Here is an 18,574-nt window from a genome sequence, read left to right on the forward strand (position 1 = left end):
CACGCAAGGTCTTAGGCTGGAAGTCACCGGCAGAAGTTTTCTTAGGTCAATCGTTGCATTTGATTTGACAATTCGTCACAGAAAATTAGACATTTTGTATTATCATAACTATTTTGGTGTATTTAAATTGTTAAATTAATAGAATCATATTAATATCTTTGGTAAATGCGAGGTGATAATCATGTCTATCAAGAAGACCCAACGTTGTATCATTTGCCAAAACCGTTTTTCTCTAACCGAAGGACTCTTTCTAAGAGATCTTAACGATGCATTGCAACAAGAAGTAAAAACAAAAAATGATTTTGCCAGAGACTCAAGTTTTATCTGTCTACGTGATTTACAAATTATTCGCCTTGCAAAGATGCAAGAGATCATTGATCATGATTTGGAAGTCGATCGACAAATGAATTCTAAACTAAAAAAAGAACTTGAAAAGGATACCTACGTTATTCGGAATATTAACGACACCCTGCACGGTAAACTGACTAAAGGACAGAAGTTGTCCGATGCCGTAGCTAGATTCGGTGGTAGTTGGGGGTTTATTATCACATTCGTGATTATTCTCGTAGCCTGGATGGCGGTTAACATTGTCCATTTTCTAGGTATAAACTTCGACCCGTACCCTTTCATACTACTGAACTTATTCCTCAGTTGTATAGCAGCTATTCAAGCTCCTATAATCATGATGAGCCAGAACAGACAAGCAGAGCGTGACCGCTTTGATGCTGAAAATGATTATCGTACAAACAATAAATCTGAAATGGAAATCAGTGTTCTTCATGAAAAGATCGATCAACTTAACGAAGTACAATGGCCCCACCTATTAGACATCCAAAAGATGCAAATTGAAGTATTAAGCGAGTTAGAAAATGAAATACAATCACTCAAGGATGAACAAAATAGCCAAAACAATCCTGAACACCTACGTCACAAGAATAAAAAACTATAATGCTCTTTTATTGAAAATATTATTGCTTCAGACTAGTATCACCATTGCAGATTAGGAGGATTGGATAATGAAAAAGAAGACATCCTCATTTTCAAAACTAGGTATGTTGATAACCTTAGGAATAGTTTACGGTGATATTGGAACTTCACCTCTATACGTCATGAATGCTATTATCAATGACGCCGGAAAAATGAAAGAAGCCGTTCCTGAATATATCATCGGCAGTATTTCTTTGATATTTTGGACCTTAATGTTAATAACAACCGTTAAATACGTTGGAATTGCAATGAAAGCTGATAACCACAATGAAGGTGGTATCTTCGCCCTATTTGCTTTAGTTCGCTCTAAAAAATGGTTGATCATCCCTGCTTTGATTGGAGGTTCTGCTCTATTAGCCGATGGTACCTTAACTCCAGCTGTTACTGTAACCTCCGCAATGGAAGGATTAAAAGGTCAATCCATTGGCAATTTAACCATGTCAAACGACCAGAGTGTCATCTTGGTCATGGTAACGATTATCCTTATGACCATTTTTATTATTCAAAAATTTGGAACCGACAAAATCGGTAAATCATTTGGCCCAATTATGCTGATTTGGTTTAGTTTCATCGGCGCTATGGGTTTGATAAATATAACTAATGACTGGACTGTTTTCAAAGCACTATCACCTATTTACGCCATCAAAATTTTGTCCAGTCCTGTTAACCACGTAGGAATATTCATCCTTGGTAGTGTCTTCCTAGCAACAACTGGTGCAGAGGCACTATATTCTGACATGGGTCAAGTCGGCAAGTACAATATTTATGCAACCTGGCCATTCGTTTATACAATGCTGATGCTAAACTACCTTGGACAAGGCGCCTGGGTAATGACGCATTACATGGACAAACAATATATGAATCTCAATACTGTCAATCCATTTTATGAGATGTTACCTGGACAGATGAAAATCTTCGCTATCATCATCGCTACTATGGCAGCAATTATTGCTTCACAAGCATTAATCACTGGATCTTACACTCTAGTCGAAGAAGCTATTGGATTGAAGATCCTGCCACGTCTTCGAGTTAAATTCCCTGGTGACAGCAAGAGTCAACTATACATCGGATCAGTTAACTGGCTCTTGTGTTTAGTAACATTAAGTATTGTCTGGAGTTTTAGAACCTCCGAACACATGGAAGCCGCTTATGGCCTTGCCATCACTTTAACTATGCTAATGACCACTATTCTATTGCATCAGTTCCTGATCATGAAAAAACACCCTATTGCCGCTAATGTTTTTGTCGGATTCTTTTTCACTCTTGAAACGTTATTCTTCATTTCAAGTTTAATAAAATTCGTTCATGGTGGTTATATTACGGTAATCATCACAGCAGTTATTTTGATGATTATGGTCGTATGGTACTTTGGAAATAAGCGTCGTGATATGTACTTGGACGATAGTCAGTCCGTGTCACTACTGAGCTACATTCCACAACTAGAAAAGTTAAGTAATGACGAACGTGTTCCGCTATACGCGACAAACTTAGTCTTCTTAAATCGTATTGAAGATGACTACTCAATCAAACGATCCATTATTTATTCTATTCTCGATCAAGAGCCTAAACGTGCTAAGGTCTATTGGTTTATCACTGTCAATCAAACTGACAAACCATATGAATGCAACTATAACGTCGACATGATGAACACTCGTAACGTTGTTGACGTGCAACTCAACCTAGGCTTCAAAAAATCACAGCACGTTAATATCTATATCCGCCAAATCGTAAATGGACTACTAGATGACAAAGTCATCGATTCTCAAATACCAGAATATTCAATGATGCCAAATCGTCGGGTAGGATCGTTCAAATTCGTTATCCTAAACGAACAATTCCAAGACCTAGGTGCACAAGAATATATGAAGAGTTGGGATAGATTCTTGATTGGTGGACGTATTCTCTTACAAAACCTCACTTTACCTCCAGCTTTGTGGTATGGCTTAGACTTTAGTGATGTAACCGAGGAAAAAGTTCCATTATTCTTAGGTAGTCACGTTGATAATTATCTAGTTAAAAAACAAGTAAATAATATAAAAAAATAAACTCCCTTTTGGAAGTTTATTTTTTTATCACTTTACAATTTTAGCACCTAGAACTTTTTCAAAATGCTCCATCGCCCAATCGTGGCCTGCTTGATTGAATGATGCAACACATGAACTGTGAACTACGATCTTATAATTCAAATTATATGCGTCAATAGCTGTATGCAAAACGCAAATATCCGTACAAACACCAGCCAGATGCAACGTATCAACATCACGTTCACGTAACCTAATATCAAGATCCGTTCCCGCAAAGGCGCTATAACGTGTCTTATCGAACTGTTTAATATTATCTTCGCCGCGATGCTTCTCATACCAAGGCTTCAGTTCACCATATAACTCCCTACCCCAAGTATCCTTGACATTGTGAGCTGGGAACAGCTTTGATTCAGGATGATACTGATCAAATGGGATGTGCAAATCAGTTGGTAGCCAGACCCAATCATCATTCTTACGCATATTTTCAGCTAATTTAATGATATTAGGTTCAATTGCTTGTCCTGGTTCTCCGCAAGTTAATGCGCCTTTATCAGCTACAAAATCGTTCGTGTAATCAATAATAAGTAAAGCTTCATGTGATGCCATGTTCATCCCTACTTTCTTATTTGTTACTTTGATTATTAATGGATATTGGTTATATGTCAAATATTTATTTAATTTGTTTGTATAGGGAAAAAATGATTCACAATTATATTTGTGAAGTACTTAACAAACATCTGAAAGTGTGATACTTTATTATTTAGTTATACATAGAATAAAAAATACAAGCAGTATTATAGGATTTATAAGGAGAAAACATGAATAAAGAAGAAAAAGAATATAATATCGGCCTAGATATTGGTACAGCTTCTATCGGTTGGGCAGTGACAGATGATAACTACAATCTATTACATGCAAAAAAGAAGAACCTTTGGGGTGTGCGATTATTTAGCACAGCTGAAACTGCAGCAGATCGCCGAAAGTATCGTGCCGCCAGAAGACGTTATCGCAGACGAAGAAACCGTTTGAATTGGTTAGATGAAATATTTGCAGATGAATTATTTAAAAAAGATCCTGGATTCTTAAATCGAATAAAACATTCTTGGGTATCAAAAAATGACAAATCTAGAGTACGAGACGAATATAATTTGTTCATCGATAAAGATTTCAATGATAAGATTTATTACGATAAGTACCATTATCCAACTATATTTCATTTAAGAAAACATCTTATTAAAGACACTCAAAAAGCTGATATCCGATTAGTGTATCTAGCAATACATAATATTTTAAAGTACCGTGGAAATTTCTCTTATGAGCATCAAATCTTTGACGTTTCAAAAATGAATAGTAGTCTAACTTCTGTTCTAATACAATTTAATGAATCTCTGGATCAGCTTGGAATTGCTTTGCCTGAAAATACTGACTTTGAAAAAATCAGTAATATTTTATTAGAGAAAATCAATTCTAGCGAAAAGGCCCGTAGGATAGGTTCATTATTTAAATCTGAAAAAAACATAGGACAATTACATAGCAAATTATTTACAATGCTGGTTGGTAACAAAGTAGATTTGACCAAAATATTAAATATTGATTCTTCTGATCCAATATCATTAAAATTTTCATCAAATACCATTGAAAGTGATTTGGAAGAACTTGAAGAACAACTAAGTGACGAGCAATATGGAGTAATAAAACTTGCTAATTCTATTTATAGCACAATCGTATTAAACGAAATTCTTGGTGACGAAACTTATCTGAGCTTTGCTCAAGTTCAAAAATACAAAGATCACAATGAAGATTTAATGAAACTCAAAAAGCTCTGGAGAGACGATAAGAATCGTGAAGCTGTAAAAGAAGCTCGTCTTGCATATGATAAATATATTAATGATGGCACATACAATGTCGACAAATTTTACAAAGACATAAAAAAATACTTGTCTACAAAAAATGACTCTTACTCTCAAAGCTCTTTGAAAAAAATAGATAATCATCAGTATCTTTTGAAACAAAGAACTAGCGACAATGGTGTTATTCCCTTCCAATTAAATGAAAATGAATTGATAAAGATCATTGACAATCAAGCATTATACTATCCATTTTTAAAAGAAAACAAAGACAAAATCATTTCACTAATTCATTTTAGAATACCCTATTATGTAGGACCCCTTCAAAGTGAAGATGGGAGTAGATTTGCTTGGATGCAACGTAAAGCCCAGGGTCCAATTCGTCCATGGAATTTTGATGAAAAAGTTGATCGTGAAAAATCATCAAATAAGTTCATTCGTAAAATGACCGCAACCGATACCTATTTACTTGGTGAACCCGTGATTCCAAAATATAGCTTAATATATCAAAAGTACGAGGTTTTAAGTGAACTAAATAATCTTAGAATTAAAAACACCGGTGAAACATCAGACAAAGGTGAGAGATTATCAATTGAAGTAAAACAGCGCATTTATAATGAAATATTCAAAAAATATAACACAGTATCCACAAAAAGATTAAGAAACTGGTTAATAAAAGAAAGTTATTATTCAGCTCCAGAAATATATGGCCTAGCTGACAAAACTAAGTTTTTATCTAGTCTTTCTACTTATCGCAAATTGATTACAGTATTTGATAGCAACTTCGTTGACGACGCTAAAAATCTGAAACAATTAGAAGAGGTTATTGAATGGGAAACAGTTTTTGAAGATAGACAGATTCTTAAATTAAAGTTAAAAAATTCCGGACTTTATTCTGACAAACAGATCAATAAGCTAGCTGCCATTCGTTATCAAGGCTGGGGAAAGTTTTCTAATAAATTACTTACACAACTACAAGTGAAAGTAAAAATTAACCATGAGCATCTGGCAACCGATCATTCAATTCTCGATTTAATGTGGCAAACAAATAGTAATTTTATGGAAATAATTCACAATGACAGATATAAATTGGAGGAACAAATAAAAAAATATAACTTTGAAGATGCAGACGATAAGAGTCCAATAGACATGGTTAAAGATTTACACGGCTCACCGGCTATAAAACGTGGCATCTGGCAAGCTATTGTTATTATCCAAGAACTGTCAGAATTCATGAAACATGCTCCAGAGCATATTTTCATCGAATTCACACGTGATGATCAAAATAGTTCCGTATCTAAAACCAGATACAAGCAATTAAACAAAAAATACAAAATTATTGCCGCTATGGTTGATAATTTGGCTCCAACTTTGAAATCCCAACTCTATCCTACAGATGATTTACAAAAACTAATGAAGGAAAAAAAGGATATTCTATCTAACGACAGGTTAATGCTATACTTTTCACAAATGGGAAAGAGCTTATATAGCGACAAAAATATTGAAATAAATGAGATATTTACGCCTAAGTATCAAATAGATCATATTTTGCCACAATCATACATTCCTGATGATTCCTTAGAAAATAAGGCTCTAGTTTTAAGCCACGAAAATCAAATGAAAACTGATAGTCTTCTACTTGAGGATGACATAATCAAAAAAAATATTACTCGCTGGGAATATTTAAAAAAAGCTGGATTAATTGGTCCTAAAAAGTTTGCAAATCTAACAAGAACTCAAGTCACGGACAAACAAAAAAGAGGATTTATTAATCGACAAATAGTCCAAACTTCACAAATGATTAAAAATGTAGCTAATATTCTTAATTCCATTTATCCTGACACTCAAATTATAGAAACCCGTGCTCGTTTAGGAGCAATGTTCCGTAATGCATTCAGCAATTACAATAAAGATAATTACAACTATCAATATCCAGAATTCGTTAAAAATAGAAATATAAATGACTTTCACCATGCTCAAGATGCTTATATTTCCTCAATTGTTGGTTCATATAAGCTAAAAAAATATCCAGAGCATGAGATGGAATTCGTATATGATGCATACTCCAAATATTTAGATACTTTAAATAAAAAAAGGAAAAATGGAAAAATTCCAGAATACTCAAACAACGGCATTATCATTGGATCTATGTTTAATGGTAATATCCAACGAGATAAATTAACTGGAGAAATTATTTGGGATCAAAAAATAAAAAACAGAATAATTAAGACGTTTGGATACAAACAATATAATCTTACAAGAATGGCTAAAACTTATGATGGTACGTTATACAAAACTACTATCCAGAAACATAACCCTAAAGCAAAACTAGCTCCTATAAAAAAAGGTATGGATACAGCCATTTACGGAGGTTATACAGGTGAAAACACTTCTTATGCAACTTTAGTAAACATAGATGGAAAAAACAAACTGGTAAACATCCCTGTTAGAATCGCTAATGAAATTAAAAATGGAGAAATAAATCAAAGTAAGTGGATAGAACAAAATACTAAGTTCAAAAAAAGTATCAAGATAATCCTTAATAGTATTCCCCTTGGTCAACTAGTAAAAAGTAATAAATATGGATTGATTTATTTAAGCTCCGGTAAAGAAATGATAAATGCTCAACAACTATTTCTTCCATACAAAGAGGTGGCACTCCTGTCGCTACTAGAAAAAGTAGATCCTAGTGATTATCACTTTGTTCTAGAGAAATATAATAAAAATATTCTTAATAATATCTATGCCGATATTTTAAGACACCTCAACGAATTCTATAAATTATTTTCAAGCGAATATAAAAATCTAAAAAACAATCAGGAAGAGTTTAATAAACTAAATCCCATTGACAAAGTAAAAATAATAAAAGAACTACTAAGTATGACTCATGCCAATTCTTCAAATGCGAATATAAAATTTGGAGATATATCTTCGTCTAGATTCGGTCGTAGATCTAATGGTTACGAATTTTCCAATTCTGACTTTATTTATCAATCACCAACAGGTCTATATGAATCAAGGATCCACATAGATTAGCCTAAAAGAAGGCAAAAAAAAAGCTCCCACGCGGGAGCGGTCATTTGAGGCCATTTAACATAAATGTTGATTTTAACTCAGTACGTCATTTTAGTTAGTTAGAACAACTTCATTATAAGTTATCCCTACAAAAATATCAATATAAAGGAGAATAATCATGGGATGGGAAACGGTATATGTAACTTCAAAGTGTAAATTATCTTACAAGGAAAATCATCTATTGATACAGACAGAAACTGAAATAAATGAATTTCCTTTTCATCAAATAAATTGCATTATGATATCTACAACTAAGGCAGTCATAACTGGATATTTAATAGCCAAACTGGCTGAAGAAGATATAAAGGTTATCTTTTGCGACAACGATCATAATCCTTGTTCTGAACTAACTGGATATTATTCCAACAATAATCGTAATCAAAATATTGATAAACAATTTTCTTGGCCAATACCTAAAAAAGAACTTCTTTGGACTAATATTGTAACCAACAAAATTGAGAACCAAATCGATATTTTGAAACAACAAAAATTAGATACAACTGAAATTGTTGATGAGTTCAATAATATGAAAGACAATGACCGCACAAATCGAGAAGCAATAATCGCTATGAAGTACTTCCCTGCTATATTCGGCAGTAACTTTACTCGAGGAGATCCTGAGGATAACATTAACAAAATGCTCAACTATGGATATACGATATTGCTTTCGTCTGTTAATCAGGAAATAGTTGCCAAAGGATATTTAACACAACTTGGAATACATCATCACAGCAATCAAAATGACTTCAACTTATCCAGCGATTTAATGGAGCCATTTCGACAGTTTGTTGACCAAATAGTTCTGGAACACTTGGAAGATGATTTCGATGAAGAAACTAAATTAGATTTACTTGCCGTTTTAGAAAAAGAAATAACTTATGATAATAAAAATTACATACTCAAGAATGCTATAAGTAAACATGTACAAAACTGTGTCAAATTTTTAGAAGCTAAAAAACAATCCTTAGCTAAGGTGGAATTTAAACATGAGGTGTAGGGCTATGAGACTTATGATAATGTTCGACTTACCAACTTTGACGTCACAAGATAGGAGAAATTACCGTCAATTCATCAAAAACATAAACAATGATGGTTTCTCAATGATACAAGAATCCATCTATACTTGTATATTGATAGATAAAGCAGCAGTCAATTTTTTAGTAAACAAAATTAGGTTATACGCACCTACAAAGGGATTAATTCAGGCATTGCCAATCACTGAAAAACAATTTGAAGCCATGGTGAATATTTGTGGCAAAAAAGACGATAAACCTGAGAATAAGTTTACAAGGTTGGTGATCATATGAGTCCTGAGTCTATAACCATATACCCTTACGATCCTTTCGATATTAACTATGGAATAACATTTTTAAACCTTCAATGTAAAGAAGAATTCTCTAACCTTTTATTCAAACTGAATCAATTAAAGAAACATGAAACTTTTGTAGATGATGTAGATCAATACATTCATTTTTATGTTGATGAAAAGGACAATTTAAAAAGTTCACTTAAACAAGTAGCTATGATTGGAGATCTGACTAGTTTTGATATTAACTCCACTTCTAATCTCAAATTAGTCCTTCAAAAAATAGTTTCTGATAATGAAATTATCAATCGTGATAAAATTGAAAACTTGAATAAGCAAATAAACGACTTGATATTTGATTCTATAATGGGCTACGAGGAAGTATTTGATTACGAATTATTACCTGAACTTACAAAATTACTAAAATCAAAAGATTTCAAGATAGATACTGGTAACTGGCAGAATTATTATGATAAACTTCAGTCAGTAGTTAGATTTTATGTAGAGTTTAGTAACAAGAAGTTGTTACTATTTCATGGCTTAGAACGCCTATGTAGTTTGGAACAACTTAACGAATTGAATGATTACTTGAAATCCATTGAGTTAGCCGTAGTGAGTCTCGAATCATACCCTATGTCATTGAAAAATCCCGACTTGAACAATCGAGTTTATTCAATTGATGAGGATCACGTTAGATTCGATTATTAACACTTAAAGTTAACGTTAAGTAGGTGGTTTTAGAAGTACGTCATTTTAGTTAGTTAAGAACCGTTCAACCACGTTAACCAACTGTAAGAAATGTTTTAGAAGTACGTCATTTTAGTTAGTTAAGAACCTACGGACTATCTAAGAAAACAGCAACTACGGTTTTAGAAGTACGTCATTTTAGTTAGTTAAGAACCATACAAAGACGTCTTTCGATATGTTACAAGGTTTTAGAAGTACGTCATTTTAGTTAGTTAAGAACCCGTGGTGTTAGATAGACACCATTTAAGTATGTTTTAGAAGTACGTCATTTTAGTTAGTTAAGAACCATTGTCTATAAAGTATTAGCTGCTGACAATGTTTTAGAAGTACGTCATTTTAGTTAGTTAAGAACCTTTAAAAGATTATTTTTTACTTGTAAAGATGTTTTAGAAGTACGTCATTTTAGTTAGTTAAGAACCTGATAATGCTGCTGTTGCTCTTAATGGATTGTTTTAGAAGTACGTCATTTTAGTTAGTTAAGAACCTTGGAGAGAGCAATTCTCTCACCAGTGTTTGTTTTAGAAGTACGTCATTTTAGTTAGTTAAGAACCTAGATTATCCACAGCGTATTGAGCTTGTTCGTTTTAGAAGTACGTCATTTTAGTTAGTTAAGAACCCGCATTAGTTAATACATCTTCAACACTTGAGTTTTAGAAGTACGTCATTTTAGTTAGTTAAGAACCTATTACTGACGCCTCACCAGAACGTTTATTGTTTTAGAAGTACGTCATTTTAGTTAGTTAAGAACCCTTTTGAATGATAAATAGTTACTAAGCCAGGTTTTAGAAGTACGTCATTTTAGTTAGTTAAGAACCCTGTGCTAATGGATCCACATCAATATCGCTGTTTTAGAAGTACGTCATTTTAGTTAGTTAAGAACCAGAAATCTTTGAATTAGCTGATTTATTGAAGTTTTAGAAGTACGTCATTTTAGTTAGTTAAGAACCACATACCACAAGTCTACTAAGATTGTTGATGTTTTAGAAGTATGTCATTTTAGTTAGTTAAGAACCACATACCACAAGTCTACTAAGATTGTTGATGTTTTAGAAGTATGTCATTTTAGTTAGTTAAGAACCACATACCACAAGTCTACTAAGATTGTTGATGTTTTAGAAGTATGTCATTTTAGTTAGTTAAGAACCGGCAAACAACATTAATCTTGAAAGCCCGCCAGTTTTAGAAGTACGTCATTTTAGTTAGTTAAGAACCCTGTGCCTTGATATGTATCGAGCTCGGAACGTTTTAGAAGTACGTCATTTTAGTTAGTTAAGAACCTAATGGATTCAGTGATCAGGAAATGTGGAAGTTTTAGAAGTACGTCATTTTAGTTAGTTAAGAACCTAATGGATTCAGTGATCAGGAAATGTGGAAGTTTTAGAAGTACGTCATTTTAGTTAGTTAAGAACCTAATGGATTCAGTGATCAGGAAATGTGGAAGTTTTAGAAGTACGTCATTTTAGTTAGTTAAGAACCTAATGGATTCAGTGATCAGGAAATGTGGAAGTTTTAGAAGTACGTCATTTTAGTTAGTTAAGAACCTAATGGATTCAGTGATCAGGAAATGTGGAAGTTTTAGAAGTACGTCATTTTAGTTAGTTAAGAACCCCCAACTATGACGATTTAACTGCCACTGATGTTTTAGAAGTACGTCATTTTAGTTAGTCAAGAACCAAAGCAGCAGATATATTGAGCAGGATACTTGTTTTAGAAGTACGTCATTTTAGTTAGTTAAGAACCAAAGCAGCAGATATATTGAGCAGGATACTTGTTTTAGAAGTACGTCATTTTAGTTAGTTAAGAACCTCAAAAAATTTAAATAAAGAGTTGATCCACGTTTTAGAAGTACGTCATTTTAGTTAGTTAAGAACCTTTGAGACAACTTATATTGATGGTCGAGATGTTTTAGAAGTACGTCTTTTTAGTTAGTTAAGAACCTATGAGAATAATAGGGAAACCGCGTCCTGTGTTTTAGAAGTACGTCATTTTAGTTAGTTAAGAACCGGTAGCATTAGAAAACAGAAAATTAATATGGTTTTAGAAGTATGTCATTTTAGTTAGTTAAGAACCACTTCCACAGCAGCTGCAATTTATCCAAGAGTTTTAGAAGTACGTCATTTTAGTTAAGAATCTGTATTAAATTTAATGTACAATCAACCTATTATTTAGATATTTATTGAGTTGAAACAATTTCAAAATAATAAATTGATGTTAGAATTAATACAAATGGCATTCACGTTTTAAAAATATCACTGCTTTAGTAGTATTATGTTTTAGAAGTACGTCATTTCAGTTAGTTAAGAACATAAAGGCTATTCAATTTAAAAATTGGATAGCCTTTTTTTTCATCCCAAATAAAAAAAGCCTAACAAAAAAATCAGTCAGGCATCTCTATCAAACAAATTACATATCAACTTTAATAATATCTTCAACATTATCATCAAAATCAATAATCATATTAGCAACTTCTTCAGGCTTTTCAATCATCCCTACATGACCTGCACCCTTCAAATCTTTCATAGTAAGATGCGGAACACGGCCAATTGTTGCTTTGGCATCTTTAACACCATCTTCGGTCAGAATCTGGTCGTCATCAGAGAAGATAGCCAATGTAGCAAGAGCTGTAGCACGAAGACGCTTATTCAGAGCTTTTTCTTCCAAGTACGTATTGGCCAACTGGCTCATCTTTTTAGCAGCCTTGTGATCCACTGCATTGGCGGCATCATCAATTACATTGGGATTCTTCAATTTTGAAGTATCGAATCCTTTAGCAAAATACAAACTGGACTTAACTGGCGATTTTGCCATTTTACCTAATAAAGGAATAGCCGCAAATGACGAACGAGCGTCCATATCAGCGTATTTAGCATTAGCCGGTGTATTAAGCATGGTTAATTTTGAAACGCTAAAATCACGTATTTCTGCCACTCTATTGGCAATTAAACCACCTATACCATATCCAAATAGAATCATACTATCAGTCACACGAAGTCTAGCTATTCCTTCTAAAATAGCCCAAGCTTGTAAATCAATACCATACTCGCCATCTTTAGATACGCTTGACTTACCTTGACCAAGCAGATCAATTGCGATGACCGTATATTTTTTTTGTAAATAAGGTGTGATCTCATCATAATATTCAACTGATCCATTGATTCCAGGAATCAATACGATAATTTTTTTATCACTTTCAAGATCACCTGTAACTTTAATATTTACTTTGCCATTTGTTACTTCATATATTTTTTCCAAATTTTAAGCCTCTTTAATTTTTCTCACTCTCAAAATATACCGAAATTCTGCTAACTTTGCATTGTTTATGCTAAATTTTTTGTTTTTTTTCATAATCGAGTCTTTTTTAATTGACTTTTAGGTGAAAAAACGTTAAATTGGACTAGACCAGACAAAGAGATGGGAGAATATAAATATGAACATTATTAAAGTTAAAGATCAAAATTTAGGCGGTAAAGAAGCATTCAACATTATCGCCACTGCAATTAATAACGGTGCCAAGGTTTTAGGTTTGGCAACTGGTAGCAGTCCTATCACTATGTACAACGAAATGACAAATAGCGACATTGATTTCTCAAACATGACATCAGTTAACTTAGACGAATACGTTGGCCTATCAGCTGACAACGACCAAAGTTATCACTATTTCATGAATGAACACTTATTCAGTAAGAAACCATTCAAGAATTCATACGTTCCTGATGGTTCAAATCCTGACGCTGAAGCAGCTACTTCAGAATACGACAAAATCATCGCTGACAACCCAATTGATGTTCAAGTATTGGGTATCGGTAGAAATGGTCACATCGGTTTTAACGAACCAGGTTCACCACTTGATGGTAAGACAAGTAAGGTTGCTCTTACAGAATCAACTATCGAAGCCAACAAACGCTTCTTCGAAGATGAAAAAGACGTTCCACGTTACGCTTATTCAATGGGTATTGGTTCAATCCTAAAAGCTAAGAAGATCATTCTACTAGCTTATGGTGAGAACAAGGCCGACGCTATTGCTAAGACAGTTAATGGACCTGTTACTGAAGATGTTCCTGCAAGTGCATTGCAAAACCATCCTGACGTAACATTAATTCTTGACGATGCTGCAGCATCAAAACTATAATTCTTATTTAAAAATTAAAGAAAGAATCTTCATGGGAAATTACAAAATTCCTGTGAGGGTTCTTTTTAGTTGTATAGAATTTCCTGTAATTACTAATAATTACGCTTTAAGTGGTAATATCAAAATGAGTATATATTCAGGAGGAACTATCATGAAATATCGCAGATTTGGAAATACTGGCTTTAACGCCAGTGAGGTATCATTAGGCACTTGGCAACTCGGTTCAAAATGGGGTGACCCCTTCTCAGAAAAAGATGCCCTCGCCACCTTAGAGGAAGCCTACGACCAAGGAGTGAACTTCTTTGACACGGCTGACATATACCAGGATGGTGAGAGCCAACGAGCAATTGCTAAATTTATCAAAGGAAAAGAAGATAAAATCTTTGTCTCCACTAAAATTGGTCGCCGCTTAGATCCACATGTTGCCCAAGGATATAATGAAAAAAATCTCCGTAGCTTCGTTGAAGATTGTCTCAAAAATTTGGATGTCGATGCCCTAGATAATGTTCTATTACATTGCCCACTCAAGTCTTCTATGAACCAGAAGTATTTTTCGCAATGGATAAAATGAAAAAAGAAGGATTGATCAAGAACTACGGTGTCAGTGTTGAAAAGGTTGAAGAAGGTATTAAAGCATTAGACTATAATATTTCTTCAGTTGAAATAATCTATAACATGTTCCGTCTTCGTCCAGCAGATAATTTCTTTAAAATGGCAAAAGAACATGATGTCGGCACAATTGTCAGAGTGCCACTTGCTAGTGGTCTATTAACCGGTAAATATACTTTGGAAACAAAGTTTGGTAAGAATGATCATCGAACAACTAATCGTAATGGTGAAGAATTTGATGCTGGAGAAACCTTCTCAGGAGTCGATTATGCTACTGGAGTCAAAGCCGCTCAAGAGCTCGATAAAAAATTAGGTGCAGGCAATAAATTAGCACCAATGGCCTTACGTTATATTCTAATGAACAACGGTGTCAGTACCGTTATTCCAGGTGCTTCAAAACCTGAACAAATTGAAAGAAATGTAACTGCCGCAGAATTGCCACCATTTACTCATGAACAAATGGGAATTGTACGTGACATTTATGACAAGTACATTAAAAATCCTGTTCAATATAAGTGGTAAAAAAACATCTATGGAAAATGAATTATTTTCCATAGATGTTTTTTTGGATAAACTTAGCTCTAAATTGTTTCATGTGGAACATATAGTATAAAGAATGTCCGTTCCCACCATATATAGATAACATTTTCTACTTACTTATCAATCAAGGGACTGACTCTTTAACAAATCAGTACAAATCTTATGACTCAAAATCGAAGATTCAGGACTGATTGGATTTTTCTTTGTATTTGATACTGCATCTAAAAATTTTAAAATTAAAGGTTCAAAACCGCGGGTTATTAAATTACGCTCCCAATCTGGTCGCAATGTTTGTGTGCTACTTCCCGTCTTAAATTCAGTTAGTATATTAAGATTAGTGACCTCGGCACGTCCAGTTAATCCTTGAACTGTGGACCTTTCTAAATTCATACCCCCAACTAAATTAGTAGTAACTTGAACCTCTTCATTCTTAGAAATCAAAGTGACATATCCTTGTTCTAAGTTGTCACCGTTTGTTACCAAATGATTGACTACGTTTTCAATAGGTTCATCTATCAAATACAATGCTGTATCAACTGAATGGATCATTAAATCAAAAATAGCAAATTTAACCGGTTGAGGTGAATTCTCACGTATCTTTTCCGATGTGATTAAGCGCTTATTTGTCACTTCTTTTAACTTCTGATTAAACGGTGCAAAACGACGATTGAATCCGCAAGTTAACATTAAGTTTTTTTCATCCGCTAATTTATATAGATTTTTAACAACGGCTAAATTTTCTGAAATTGGCTTATCTACATAAACGTTTATTCCAGCATTAAGCAGTTGTCGAATAACAGATTCATGCGTACTAGTTGGTGTATGCACAAAAACCGCTAGAGGCTTCTCGTCAATTAACTGATCTAGCGTCTGATGAAGATGCTTAAATCCGCATTTGCTAGCCAGCTTTTGACCTTTTTCTTCATTTCTCGTCGTTAAATGCCATTCATATTTATCCTGTAAACTAGCCATTACTGGCAAGTAAGCTTTTTGTGCAATATTTCCTAATCCAATAACACCAATTTTGTCCATAAGTTGACCTCTACTTTCTTCAAATAGTGTATCAAATTATTGTCATCGCTTACAGCAAAAGTGCCGACACGATAAGCTTTTTAGTTAAAATGTTTCATGTGGAACATATGGTATATGAATCATTTTGTATCACTATATATTGTATGATTATTCACTCGCGTTTAGATACTCATATAAATAACCATTAATTTATTCACTCTTAGTAATTATGATCTAGATTCCGAAAGACAAAAGTAATCTATATGACTTTGGTTCACTCGATATTTTAGTGACTACTAACTTCCTCTATAAAATGACGGTCAGTAAAAAAAATAAAATTTTTATTCGTAAATTTTATACTTTTCATCTGTTTTTTTGTATTAGTCTATACCAATAGTAAAAGGATTGTCATTCCGATATATTAATATTAGAAAACATAATTGGAGGAATCATTATGCACAGTTTCAAGGAACTTTTCATCTTTTTAGCAGTAATCAGTGTAATCGGAATGGTTGTTTTGCTTCTACTTCTACTAGGCTTTGCTTTATCATTTTTACTATTTCTCCCTTTAGAGGATTCATACCCCAACCTATCCTTCTTTTTAACTATTGGATCCAGTATATTTTTCCCAATTATATGTTTCGTGATTTGGGTAGCAAAAAAAAGTTTGGATTAAAAATGAACCGATAGCTTGAATAAATAAATAGGAAAAACTTCGTTGTAAGGTACCTTATAATCGTTAGATATAAAAAATAACGCTAAAATCGTTTTCTGAAATTCAAAGCGATAATAGTGTTATTTTTATTCTTGTTTTCAGAAAATAGTATTATTTAGAGATTTCGTTTTTCCTAAATAATACTATTTCTTTAATTAAGGTTTCAGGTAATTCTTGATCATAAGGGAACTGAATCGCACCCTTAGATGTTTTATATTCTTTCAATTCATTCGAAAAATGAACAATAGGATTAGGTGTAGGGTAAAATCCCAAATGATGCTTAAATCCAGCAAAATGAACTATATTCTCATCCTTATAAAAAGTCGGCATTCCATAAGATATTTTCTCAGTGGCATCAGGTAATTCATTTTTTATAATCTTATACATCTTATTCAGTTGTGATTGATGATCTTCTGGAGCATTTCTTATGTATTTTTCAATTGGTGTCATTTTCTGCACCTACCCTTTTACAGCTATTATAACTTAAGCTTCTGGCAGAATATATATTAAGTAGGATGTAAGGATAACAACAAATAATGAATATATCGAGCCTAAGTACATATATGTTTTTTTACTAGTTAAAATACCAACTAAAAATAAGATTACCCCAATAAAAAACGGTGCCAAAAAGCGCAATTCCATAATTTTAATGATTAAAGGCATGACTATTAACAATAATGTTATAAATGAGAATAGGAATTTAAATTCATAGTTCTCTTTAATTAATAAATATAAGATACATATTTGAGAAAATAAAAATAATCCTACGATAATAAAATAATACATTAAATTCACCTCTTACATTTAATTTACAAAACCAATGTATTTTTGAAATGTATTTAATGTAAATTTTCTGTAAATTTTTTCGAATATATTTTTTAGAAGTACAAATATTATTCAATATGTTCCGTCTTAGAAAAATATTTGTTAATTATCTATTCGAATTATAATATGGATGTATTATCTTAGGAGGTCTTTTTTGTGGCATACAATACAAAGTATATGGAACTCGCAACCAACGAAGCTCAAAAAAATATCAGTACTCATGAGGGTGGTCCTTTTGGAACGGTCATAGTTAAGGATAATGAAATTATTGCTCAAGGGCGTAATCACGTTCTTTCCAACAATGACCCAACTGCTCATGGTGAAATTTATACCATTAGAAAAGCCTGTAAAAAATTAGGTACTTACGATTTATCAGATTGTGAATTATACACTAATGCTTACTCTTGTCCAATGTGTCTCGGGGCAATTATTTGGTCAAATATAAAAACTTGCTATTATGGGAATACGGCTGAAGAAGCTAAAAAAATTGGATTTCGTGACGATAATATTTACAAGTTTATGAACAATGGATGTAAAGATACGCATACGTTGAATCTGGAACAACATGATCATAATTTGACAATTAAGCCTTTTAAAGACTTTGCTGAAAACACTGAAGGTAAAATTTACTAAATAAGTAAGAGAATAATAACAGGCTTTAGATAAAAAAACACCACGGAAATTTGGTTCTTTCTCAAGTTTGGTTATAAAAAAATAGAGTCATCATCAATTTGATTATTCAAGTTGATGATGACTCTA

At 33.0% G+C, this 18,574-nt stretch carries 12 protein-coding genes, 1 pseudogene and 1 CRISPR repeat array; of the genes and pseudogenes, 9 read left to right on the forward strand and 4 right to left on the reverse strand.

Annotated elements, in window-relative coordinates:
• Positions 1 to 181: 181 nt before the first annotated feature.
• Both EKM79_RS10820 and EKM79_RS10825 read left to right on the forward strand, forming a co-directional pair.
• Positions 182 to 949, forward strand: coding sequence for a DUF1003 domain-containing protein (locus EKM79_RS10820; RefSeq protein WP_125568686.1), 768 nt, complete (start codon positions 182 to 184; stop codon positions 947 to 949).
• 67 nt (positions 950 to 1,016) lie between these two features.
• Complete coding sequence (locus EKM79_RS10825; protein WP_125568688.1) at positions 1,017 to 3,032, forward strand: KUP/HAK/KT family potassium transporter; 2,016 nt, start codon at positions 1,017 to 1,019, stop codon at positions 3,030 to 3,032.
• A 27-nt stretch (positions 3,033 to 3,059) separates the two neighbouring features.
• On the opposite strand, the gene EKM79_RS10830 is transcribed toward EKM79_RS10825, so the two are convergent.
• Positions 3,060 to 3,617 (reverse strand): cysteine hydrolase family protein, encoded by a 558-nt coding sequence (locus EKM79_RS10830; RefSeq protein ID WP_125568690.1) that lies wholly within the window; start codon positions 3,615 to 3,617, stop codon positions 3,060 to 3,062.
• A gap of 212 nt (positions 3,618 to 3,829) precedes the next feature.
• Here EKM79_RS10830 and cas9 point away from each other — a divergent pair, with 212 nt between their 5' ends.
• From cas9 to csn2, 4 genes are all read left to right on the forward strand, one after another.
• Positions 3,830 to 7,894, forward strand: a complete 4,065-nt coding sequence (gene cas9 / locus EKM79_RS10835) for a type II CRISPR RNA-guided endonuclease Cas9 (protein ID WP_125568692.1) — start codon at positions 3,830 to 3,832, stop codon at positions 7,892 to 7,894.
• A 157-nt stretch (positions 7,895 to 8,051) separates the two neighbouring features.
• The gene (cas1, locus tag EKM79_RS10840) at positions 8,052 to 8,930 is read left to right on the forward strand and encodes a type II CRISPR-associated endonuclease Cas1 (protein WP_125568694.1); all 879 of its coding nucleotides are present in this window, start codon (positions 8,052 to 8,054) and stop codon (positions 8,928 to 8,930) included.
• 4 nt (positions 8,931 to 8,934) lie between these two features.
• Positions 8,935 to 9,240 (forward strand): CRISPR-associated endonuclease Cas2, encoded by a 306-nt coding sequence (gene cas2, locus EKM79_RS10845; RefSeq protein WP_246005681.1) that lies wholly within the window; start codon positions 8,935 to 8,937, stop codon positions 9,238 to 9,240.
• Entirely contained in the window at positions 9,237 to 9,947 is a 711-nt protein-coding gene (gene csn2 / locus EKM79_RS10850; protein WP_125568696.1) for a type II-A CRISPR-associated protein Csn2, read from the forward strand. The genes cas2 and csn2 overlap by 4 nt, the downstream gene beginning before the upstream one ends.
• A 26-nt stretch (positions 9,948 to 9,973) precedes the next feature.
• Positions 9,974 to 12,056: direct repeats of the CRISPR family, unit length 36 nt; unit sequence GTTTTAGAAGTACGTCATTTTAGTTAGTTAAGAACC.
• 333 nt (positions 12,057 to 12,389) lie between these two features.
• Here the strand turns inward: csn2 and EKM79_RS10855 are convergent.
• Positions 12,390 to 13,238: an alpha/beta fold hydrolase gene (locus EKM79_RS10855; protein WP_125568698.1), complete on the reverse strand. Its 849-nt coding sequence runs from the start codon at positions 13,236 to 13,238 to the stop codon at positions 12,390 to 12,392.
• Positions 13,239 to 13,413: 175 nt separating this feature from the next.
• Here EKM79_RS10855 and nagB point away from each other — a divergent pair, with 175 nt between their 5' ends.
• Together nagB and EKM79_RS10865 are read left to right on the forward strand one after the other, a co-directional pair.
• Entirely contained in the window at positions 13,414 to 14,115 is a 702-nt protein-coding gene (gene nagB, locus EKM79_RS10860) for a glucosamine-6-phosphate deaminase (protein ID WP_125568700.1), read from the forward strand.
• Positions 14,116 to 14,266: 151 nt separating this feature from the next.
• Positions 14,267 to 15,246, forward strand: a pseudogene (locus EKM79_RS10865) (aldo/keto reductase).
• 138 nt (positions 15,247 to 15,384) lie between these two features.
• On the opposite strand, the gene EKM79_RS10870 reads toward EKM79_RS10865, so the two are convergent.
• Together EKM79_RS10870 and EKM79_RS10875 are read right to left on the reverse strand one after the other, a co-directional pair.
• Positions 15,385 to 16,296, reverse strand: a complete 912-nt coding sequence (locus EKM79_RS10870; RefSeq protein WP_125568702.1) for a Gfo/Idh/MocA family protein — start codon at positions 16,294 to 16,296, stop codon at positions 15,385 to 15,387.
• Positions 16,297 to 17,101: 805 nt separating this feature from the next.
• Positions 17,102 to 17,440 carry an iron chaperone gene (locus tag EKM79_RS10875; RefSeq protein WP_125568706.1) on the reverse strand — a complete coding sequence of 113 codons (339 nt, stop codon included), beginning with the start codon at positions 17,438 to 17,440 and terminating at the stop codon, positions 17,102 to 17,104.
• A 552-nt stretch (positions 17,441 to 17,992) separates the two neighbouring features.
• Here EKM79_RS10875 and EKM79_RS10880 point away from each other — a divergent pair.
• Positions 17,993 to 18,448: a nucleoside deaminase gene (locus EKM79_RS10880; RefSeq protein WP_125568708.1), complete on the forward strand. Its 456-nt coding sequence runs from the start codon at positions 17,993 to 17,995 to the stop codon at positions 18,446 to 18,448.
• Positions 18,449 to 18,574 lie beyond the last annotated feature (126 nt).

This window comes from Companilactobacillus insicii (assembly GCF_003946015.1).
Classification (GTDB): Bacteria; Bacillota; Bacilli; order Lactobacillales; family Lactobacillaceae; genus Companilactobacillus; species Companilactobacillus insicii.

Coding starts and splice junctions, on each gene's coding strand:
- EKM79_RS10830 (WP_125568690.1), bottom strand. CDS start 3,617: ATGGCATCACATGAAGCTTTACTTATTATTGATTACACGAACGATTTT.
- EKM79_RS10820 (WP_125568686.1), top strand. CDS start 182: ATGTCTATCAAGAAGACCCAACGTTGTATCATTTGCCAAAACCGTTTT.
- nagB (WP_125568700.1), top strand. CDS start 13,414: ATGAACATTATTAAAGTTAAAGATCAAAATTTAGGCGGTAAAGAAGCA.
- EKM79_RS10880 (WP_125568708.1), top strand. CDS start 17,993: ATGGAACTCGCAACCAACGAAGCTCAAAAAAATATCAGTACTCATGAG.
- cas1 (WP_125568694.1), top strand. CDS start 8,052: ATGGGATGGGAAACGGTATATGTAACTTCAAAGTGTAAATTATCTTAC.
- EKM79_RS10875 (WP_125568706.1), bottom strand. CDS start 17,440: ATGACACCAATTGAAAAATACATAAGAAATGCTCCAGAAGATCATCAA.
- cas9 (WP_125568692.1), top strand. CDS start 3,830: ATGAATAAAGAAGAAAAAGAATATAATATCGGCCTAGATATTGGTACA.
- EKM79_RS10825 (WP_125568688.1), top strand. CDS start 1,017: ATGAAAAAGAAGACATCCTCATTTTCAAAACTAGGTATGTTGATAACC.
- EKM79_RS10870 (WP_125568702.1), bottom strand. CDS start 16,296: ATGGACAAAATTGGTGTTATTGGATTAGGAAATATTGCACAAAAAGCT.
- cas2 (WP_246005681.1), top strand. CDS start 8,935: ATGAGACTTATGATAATGTTCGACTTACCAACTTTGACGTCACAAGAT.
- csn2 (WP_125568696.1), top strand. CDS start 9,237: ATGAGTCCTGAGTCTATAACCATATACCCTTACGATCCTTTCGATATT.